Here is a 7,003-nt window from a genome sequence, read left to right as displayed (position 1 = left end):
CAGAACAACCGTTCCAATATCCACAGTTAACCGTGGATAAGTTGTGGTTAACTTGTTTGTAAGTTATTTAATTCAAGGGGTGTAAGGTGGATAACGTGGACAAAGTTATCCACAATTAAAGAAAACCGCGAAATTTGTCGAAAGGTTTTTCGGAAAGCACAGTTTAATAAGAATTGTTATTGAACATTTAGCTGAATTCCCATAATATTAGATAAAAAACGATGGGGGGAGGAAAAGTGTTTCAATTTGATACGCTTGGCCAGGAAATTGTGGAAGAGCTCTCCAATTTGATACAAGAACAAGTAATCCTCACAGACCGCAGGGGGTTCATCCAAGCGAGCACGGATCCGGAAAGGATCAATCAATTCCATGAAGGTGCGCTGCTCAGCCTGCGGGAAAAAAAGATTCTCCATATGACGGAAAAAGAGCTAGACCTTTTGCGCGGTGTTCGAAAAGGGGTTGTTCTGCCGATTGTCATTGAAGGAGAGCCGATTGCCGTACTCGGAATAACGGGCGATCCGCAGCATATCCATCCGCAGGCACAGCTTATCCTGAGGGTGGCAGAGCTGTTCATCCAAGATGCGATGAAACGGAAACAGAAAGAGGAAAAAGTGCGCGACCTCGAATTTTTTGTGTTCGACTGGCTCACTGCAACAAAGAAAGATGACCGCTTTCATGAAAGGGGTGCGGTGCTCGGCATCGAGGTGAGCTTATATACCCAAGTCGTCGTCATTGAGGTAATGAACACAGAAGATCAGTTTACAATTGATGAAGTGGATAGCTTCATTTCCAATCAGAACATCCACCCTGATCTGAAAATGATTCGATGGGGACAAGATAAGATTCTCATGCTGTTGCCCGACATGAATCAGGAGATATTGAAGAGTGAACTGGAATACTTCCTTTTATCCATCAAAAGGAGAAAAAAGATTATTGTTGCAGCGGGAATTGGCGGAAAAACGGGCTATTCCGACTTGTCGAAGTCGTTCATACAAGCGGAACGGGCGGCAAATGCTTCCAAAAAGCTGAAGCGGATTCTGTTCGAACACGAGCTGCGCTTTGAGCTGATTCTGCAAAGCATCGAAGAATCCACCCGCAAGGAATTTATCGAGCGGACGGTCGCACCGTTGCTCGACGACCAGGAACTCTTGCACAATTTACAAGTTTGGTTCAATGAAAATCAGTCCATGCAAAACACAGCGAAAAAATTACATGTTCATAAAAACACGCTATCCTATCGTTTGCAGAAGGTAGAGCAGCTCACCGGACTATCTGTTTCAAATGTCCACGATGTTCTGATCCTTTACCTTGGCATCCTTCTATTGGATGAAATGCATGAAACGAGCATCCGTTGAATCAAGAATTCAATGGGTGCTTTTCTTCTGTTCTCTTTTCTCCGCCAGGAGTTCTCATTCTTTTAATAAAAGTTCTCATTTCCCCTTCAAGATTTCTTATTCCTGAGACTACTGTCCATAAAAACTTCATTTACCCGTAGAATATTCTATTAAGTTCGCATTTTTTGTATATTGATACAAAAAAAGAACGAAATACAGCTGAAATATTGTGTTTTTACCTATATCATCTCAATCGTCACGCTATTAAAATTAAACAAAGAATTAGAAATGTAAAGGGGGCTGCTATATGGATGTGCAAGTAAAAGAATGTTTGATTGCCATCACGGGTAGTGCTCATGCAAGGGCATCGACAGCGCAGAGATTGGCGTATTCCTATGATGCGACTGCCAATTTTCAGGCGCTTCCAGACTTAGTCCTTTCTCCTGCTTCCATTGAGGAAATCCAAGAAATTGTGAAAGTTTGTACGGAGTACGGAGTTCCGATTGTTTCCCGCGGATCCGGGACGAATCTTGCAGCAGGGACAACACCGACGTCTGGAGGAGTTGTCATTTTATTCAATCGGATGAACCGGATCTTGGAGCTGGATGAAGAGAATTTGACGCTGACGGTTCAGCCGGGCGTCATTACGCAAGCCATTAATGAACGGGTCGCGGAAAAAGGGTTGTTTTATCCCCCCGATCCGAGTTCGATGAGTATTTCGACAATCGGTGGCAATGTGAGTGAGAATTCCGGAGGGTTACGCGGTTTGAAATATGGCGTCACTCGAGATTATGTGAAAGCGTTGAAAATAGTTCTGCCGAGCGGGGAACTGCTGACGACGGGTGGGAAGCTCGCGAAAGATGTAGCCGGATATGATCTGACAAGTTTGTTCGTTGGTTCTGAGGGAACGCTCGGAATCATTGTGGAAATCACATTAGGTCTGATTCCGGCGCCTGAGACGAAGAAAACGCTAGTAGTCTATTACGACACGCTCGAAAAGGCGGCGCAGACGGTGTCATCAATCATTGCAGCAAAAATCGTGCCGGCAACACTTGAATTCATGGATCAGGGAACAATCGAAGCGGTCGAAGAGTTCATGAAAATCGGATTGCCGACGAATTGCGAGGCGATGTTGCTCATTGAACAGGATGGCGATCCGATGATCGTCGAAAGGGACATGGAACTCGTCCATAAACTGTGCATGGAGCACGGTGCAACTTCGATGCAGTTGGCGCAAACGGCGGAAGAGGCCGCGCAGTTGAGCATCGCACGCCGGGTCGCTTTGTCCGCGCTTGCGAGGAAAAGGCCGACAACAATCCTTGAAGATGCGACCGTTCCGCGCTCCGAAATTGCGAAGATGGTGAAAGCCGTTCAGGAAATCGCAGTGAAATACGATTTGCTCATCTGTACATTCGGGCATGCCGGGGACGGCAACTTGCATCCGACCATTTTGACGGATGTGCGGGATGATGCGGAAATGGCAAGGGTAGAAATGGCGTTCGCGGAAATTTTCGACCATGCGATCAAACTTGGAGGCACGATTACAGGTGAACACGGAGTCGGAGAAATGAAAGCGCCTTATTTGGAATGGAAAATCGGCAAGGCAGGAATTGACACGATGAAAAGCATCAAGCAGGCGATCGACCCGCTGAATATTATGAACCCGGGGAAAATATTTGCCAAGTCGGCAAAGAAAAGGGTAGTGGTGCAGCATGAGTAGAGCTCAGGCTGAGCTGATCCGTCATTCATTTGTTACACACGTCGATGAGAACAGGCTGATGGACTGTATGCGCTGTGGGTTTTGTCTACCAGCCTGCCCTACATACATCCATTCCGATTATGATGAAACCCAGTCGCCGCGCGGCAGGATCGCCCTTATGAAAGCGGTCCGGGACGGCAATGTCGAATGGGATGGCTCCATTGAAGAGGCTTTCGACTTGTGCCTAGGCTGCAGGGCGTGCGAACCCGCATGTCCCGCAGGTGTCCAATACGGAACGCTCATCGAGGAGACTCGCGAGGCGGTTCTTTCCGTTAAATCACCGTCCTGGAAGGAGAAAGCGATCCGGAAAGGGGCGTTCGACCATCTTTTTGCCGACCAGCGGAAGATGAAGACTGCCGTGAAGCTGGTGACATTCTATCAAAAATCAGGCTTGCAGAAAGTCGTGCGGAAAGTTGGTTTCATGGAGCTCTTCCCGCCATTCATGAAAGAGATGGAGAGATCGCTGCCCGACCCGCCTAGGAAGCGCAGGGAACAGGCGGCGCCTGCCGAAAAGAAAACGAAAGTCGCTTTCTTTGCCGGATGTCTCATGGATACGATGTTCAAGGAGACGAACCGGAATACAATCGATCTATTGGAACGTCTCGGTTGCGAAGTTGTCATTCCGAAAAACCAGCAATGCTGTGGCGCGTTGCAAGGACATAGCGGGGAAATGGATCGGGCGAGAAGGAACGCAAAAGCAAATCTCGAAGCATTCGACTTCAATGACATTGACTATATTGTCAACAATGCCGGCGGGTGCGGAGCATTTCTGTCCGAATATGACCGGCTGTTTGGAAATGAACCGGAACTACTCGCGTTGGCAAATCGATTCGTAGAAAAACAGATAGATATTTCTTCGTTGCTCGTGAAGCTAGGGATAGTCGACGAACTGATGAAGCAGCCGGCGACTGAAGCGACTGGAATTGTCACCTATCAGGATTCCTGCCATTTGCGGAATGTCAATGGAGTGAAGGATGAGCCAAGGGAAATGCTGAAAGCAGCTAAAGGTAGTTTATTTGTAGAAATGCCCGGTGCGCATTTATGTTGCGGTTCCGCCGGTGTATATAATTTACTTCAACCAGAAATGGCTTCGCGGATTCTCGGTTCGAAAATGGAAGAGGTGAAACGGGTTCAGGCAACGACAATCATTACGACGAATCCAGGATGTTTGCTGCAAATGAAAGTCGGCGTCGAAAGGGAAGGTTTGTCCGGAACCGCTCGCGCCATGCATGTTGTCGATTTTATTCACGAAAAAATAATGGGATCCAATGGAGGGAAATGAAATGAAGTTGAAAAAAGGTAGAATTTTAGGGGCAATCGGTCTAACGGCAATGCTCATGCTCGGTGCTTGTTCAAAAGATGATACGGGCAGCGCAGCAAGTGATAAAAAATACAATTTGAAAATGTCTGTAACAGTAAATGACTCTTCAACATGGTACCAAGCCGCAGAGAAGCTCGCCAATGACTTGAGGGACGAGACGGACGGCAGGATCAATATCGATGTATTCCCGAATGAGCAACTATCAGGCGGTGACCAAGGGAAAGGCGTCGAGTTGCTCGCGAAAGGGCAGACAGATTTAAGCGTCCACTCCACAATCATTTATTCCATTTTGGATGATCGATTCGGAGTGCCAAGTGCGCCATTCCTGTTCAGCGAACATGCACAAGCGGATAAAGTGTTCAGCGGAAAAGGCGGAGAAATGATCGGGGACATTTTGAATGAAAAAGGTGTTGAACTGCTTGGTTTCGGAGAGAACGGCTTCCGCCAAGTGACGAACAGCAAGCATGAAATAAAATCCCCTGCTGATATGAAAGGGATGAAAATTCGGATTCCGGGCATTAACATGTACACCGATTTGTATCGCGCATTAGGTGCCGACCCGACGACCATGGCATTCTCAGAAGTATTCACATCATTGCAGCAAGGAACAATCAATGGACAAGAAAATCCGATTGACGTTATCCATTCATCCAAGTTGAATGAAGTACAAGATTATTTGACGGAGTGGAACTACTCCTATGACCCATTAGTGTTTGGTATTAATAAAAAGCTTTTCGACTCAATGAGCAAGGAAGACCAGGAACTGTTCAAAAAGCTAGGAAAAGAAGCTGCAGCATACCAAGTTGAGCTCGCTCGTGAAAAAGAAGCGAAGCAAATTGAAGAACTGAAAGCAGCCGGCATGCAATTCTATCAGCCTACAGAAGCTGAAATGGAAGAATTCAAGGCAGCTGTTCAGCCACTTTACGAAAAATACACAGACATTTGGGGCGAGGATTTGCTAAAGGCGTTCCAAGATTATTAATTAATTGGGGGAGAACATAAATGGAAAGAGTGATTAGCAGATTAGAAGAGTGGATTGTTGTAATCGTTTTGTCCATTATGTCCACCATCGCCTTTGTCAACATCGTTTCGAGGGGTCTTTTAGGCCACTCGTTCTCCTTTGCTGAGGAAGTTACAGTGAACTTGTTTGTAGCACTCACTTTCGTTGGGACAGCTATTGGTGTGCGTCAATACGCACACCTTGGCTTTACGCTCATTTATGACCTGGCGAATGTCGTTGTTAAAAATATCATTACGATTCTTGTTGGCGTGTTGATGTCGCTTTTATTTGTCATTCTTATTTACTTTGGAATCCAAATGCTTTTGTTCCAAATTGAAATGGGACAGAAAACGCCGGCGCTCGGATGGCCGCAATGGGTGTTCTCGATGGCGATGCCGATCGGGGCGGCTTTGTGCTTATTCAGGACAGTGCAAGCGACAATCAAGGAATATCGTGAGCAAAATGGGAAAGGGGAGCAGGCGTTATGATGGCTTTAATCTTATTTGGTCTGTTTTTCTTGCTTGTGATGCTTCGACTGCCAATTGCTGTTGCGCTTGCCATTTCTTCCATTGCCGTGCTGTTCACGGGAAGCGGCATGTTCGGCCTTGAATTGGTCGCGGATATTATGTATTCAAGCGTGTCCAAGTTTACGTTGCTTGCTATTCCGTTTTTCATTTTAGCGGGAGTTATTATGGAGCATGCAGGCATTTCAAAAAGACTGATTGACTTTGCGCAGGCATTAGTAGGGCATCGGAAAAGCGGAATCGTCTTCGTTACTGTTATGACGGCAATCTTCTTTGCAGCGATTTCTGGATCAGGTCCGGCGACAGTCGCGGCAATCGGGGGAATCTTAATTCCTGCAATGGTGAAGAACGGTTATAAAAAGGAAACTGCGGGGGGCCTTATCGCAAGTTCGGGGGCAATCGGCATCATTATACCTCCGAGTATCGCATTCATCGTGTTCGCGGTCGTTGCAGGAGATCAGATTCCGGTATCGATCGGACGCCTATTTATCGCTGGTATCATCCCGGGGTTATTGCTTGGCGGTGCTTTCATCCTTGCTGCGATGTATGTCAGATGGAAACAAGAGCGCAAAGAAGGACCTATTCAAGGAATTGTCCATAATAAGAAAGCTACAGGCAAAGAGCGAGTAAAAGCGTTTGTCGATGCGCTTTGGGGATTATTAATTCCTGTCATCATTTTAGGTGGAATTTATGGTGGCTACTTCACACCGACAGAAGCTGCGGTCGTTGCAGTGTTTTACGGCCTATTCGTCGGTTTCGTCATCTATCGCGAACTGAATTTGAAAAAGCTTTATGACATTTTAGTCGCGGCCTCCGTTCAGACCGCGACAGTTATGTTCATCGTCAGTGCTGCGTCCGTCTATGCATATATCATTACGACGGAGCAGATTGCGAGGCAAATATCCGATGCGATGCTTAGTATTTCGGAAAATCCGATCATCATTCTGTTGCTTGTCAACGTCTTGCTGTTGATTGCAGGGATGTTCATCGATGCGATTTCGGCCTACTATATTTTCGTTCCGATTTTATTGCCGATTATGCTCCTCTTGAACGTCGATCCAACCG

At 46.6% G+C, this 7,003-nt stretch carries 6 protein-coding genes; all 6 read left to right on the top strand.

The features are described from left to right. Window positions 1–236: 236 nt before the first annotated feature. Window positions 237–1,355 carry a CdaR family transcriptional regulator gene (locus tag AWV70_RS09545; RefSeq protein WP_060206518.1) on the top strand — a complete coding sequence of 373 codons (1,119 nt, stop codon included), beginning with the start codon at window positions 237–239 and terminating at the stop codon, window positions 1,353–1,355. 286 nt (window positions 1,356–1,641) lie between these two features. Then, window positions 1,642–3,054, top strand: coding sequence for an FAD-linked oxidase C-terminal domain-containing protein (locus AWV70_RS09540; RefSeq protein WP_060206516.1), 1,413 nt, complete (start codon window positions 1,642–1,644; stop codon window positions 3,052–3,054). Continuing rightward, window positions 3,047–4,375: a (Fe-S)-binding protein gene (locus AWV70_RS09535; protein WP_060206514.1), complete on the top strand. Its 1,329-nt coding sequence runs from the start codon at window positions 3,047–3,049 to the stop codon at window positions 4,373–4,375. Before AWV70_RS09540 ends, AWV70_RS09535 begins: the two co-directional genes overlap by 8 nt. 1 nt (window position 4,376) lies before the next feature. Beyond that, the gene (locus tag AWV70_RS09530) at window positions 4,377–5,396 is read left to right on the top strand and encodes a DctP family TRAP transporter solute-binding subunit (protein WP_060206512.1); all 1,020 of its coding nucleotides are present in this window, start codon (window positions 4,377–4,379) and stop codon (window positions 5,394–5,396) included. A 20-nt stretch (window positions 5,397–5,416) separates the two neighbouring features. Next, window positions 5,417–5,902 carry a TRAP transporter small permease gene (locus tag AWV70_RS09525; protein WP_060206510.1) on the top strand — a complete coding sequence of 162 codons (486 nt, stop codon included), beginning with the start codon at window positions 5,417–5,419 and terminating at the stop codon, window positions 5,900–5,902. Continuing rightward, window positions 5,899–7,003 (top strand): TRAP transporter large permease (locus AWV70_RS09520; RefSeq protein WP_235588602.1); only part of this gene is annotated, 1,105 nt, incomplete at its 3' end. The genes AWV70_RS09525 and AWV70_RS09520, both read left to right, overlap by 4 nt.

Source organism: Sporosarcina koreensis (assembly GCF_001531445.1).
GTDB classification, from domain to species: Bacteria; Bacillota; Bacilli; order Bacillales_A; family Planococcaceae; genus Sporosarcina; species Sporosarcina koreensis_C.
Note: the sequence above shows the minus strand (reverse complement) of the source record. Positions and strands in the feature narration are given on the sequence as shown.

What these genes read in the sequence shown, in the direction of transcription:
- AWV70_RS09540 (WP_060206516.1), top strand. Translation starts at nt 1,642, where the DNA reads ATGGATGTGCAAGTAAAAGAATGTTTGATTGCCATCACGGGTAGTGCT.
- AWV70_RS09535 (WP_060206514.1), top strand. Translation starts at nt 3,047, where the DNA reads ATGAGTAGAGCTCAGGCTGAGCTGATCCGTCATTCATTTGTTACACAC.
- AWV70_RS09530 (WP_060206512.1), top strand. Translation starts at nt 4,377, where the DNA reads ATGAAGTTGAAAAAAGGTAGAATTTTAGGGGCAATCGGTCTAACGGCA.
- AWV70_RS09525 (WP_060206510.1), top strand. Translation starts at nt 5,417, where the DNA reads ATGGAAAGAGTGATTAGCAGATTAGAAGAGTGGATTGTTGTAATCGTT.